The 1,006-nt window shown below is 58.9% G+C and carries 1 rRNA gene; it reads right to left on the bottom strand.

The annotated features are described in order from the left end of the window. Positions 1–159: 159 nt before the first annotated feature. A 16S ribosomal RNA gene (locus IGS67_RS13575) occupies positions 160–1,006 on the bottom strand; the annotation flags it as partial.

Below are 1,006 nucleotides of genomic sequence, written 5' to 3'. Positions count from 1 at the left end.
CCCAGCCGAAGCTGGAGCGTACTGGCGAGCCCGACCCCGAGATGCGGGGAGGCAAGAGTCAATGTTCCACCCATGAGCGTCCACCCCCGACACATGCGGCCGAGGCGTGGCACTGACCCGAGCACCAACCGTGAGGCTGGGCGGGTTGTGGCTCCTTAGAAAGGAGGTGATCCAGCCGCACCTTCCGGTACGGCTACCTTGTTACGACTTAGTCCCAATCGCCAATCCCACCTTCGACGGCTCCCTCCCAAGGGTTGGGCCACCGGCTTCGGGTGTTACCGACTTTCGTGACTTGACGGGCGGTGTGTACAAGGCCCGGGAACGTATTCACCGCAGCGTTGCTGATCTGCGATTACTAGCGACTCCGACTTCATGGGGTCGAGTTGCAGACCCCAATCCGAACTGAGACCGGCTTTTTGGGATTCGCTCCACCTCGCGGTTTCGCAGCCCTCTGTACCGGCCATTGTAGCATGCGTGAAGCCCAAGACATAAGGGGCATGATGATTTGACGTCATCCCCACCTTCCTCCGAGTTGACCCCGGCAGTCTCCTATGAGTCCCCACCCGAAGTGCTGGCAACATAGGACGAGGGTTGCGCTCGTTGCGGGACTTAACCCAACATCTCACGACACGAGCTGACGACAACCATGCACCACCTGTACACCAGTCCGAAGACGCACACATCTCTGCATGATTCCGGTGTATGTCAAGCCTTGGTAAGGTTCTTCGCGTTGCATCGAATTAATCCGCATGCTCCGCCGCTTGTGCGGGCCCCCGTCAATTCCTTTGAGTTTTAGCCTTGCGGCCGTACTCCCCAGGCGGGGCACTTAATGCGTTTGCTGCGGCACGGAACTCGTGGAATGAGCCCCACACCTAGTGCCCAACGTTTACGGCATGGACTACCAGGGTATCTAATCCTGTTCGCTACCCATGCTTTCGCTCCTCAGCGTCAGTTGCGGCCCAGTGACCTGCCTTCGCCATCGGTGTTCCTCCTGATATCTGCGCAT

The organism is Flavimobilis rhizosphaerae, from assembly GCF_014852685.1.
GTDB lineage: Bacteria > Actinomycetota > Actinomycetes > Actinomycetales > Cellulomonadaceae > Flavimobilis > Flavimobilis rhizosphaerae.
Note: the sequence above shows the minus strand (reverse complement) of the source record. Positions and strands in the feature narration are given on the sequence as shown.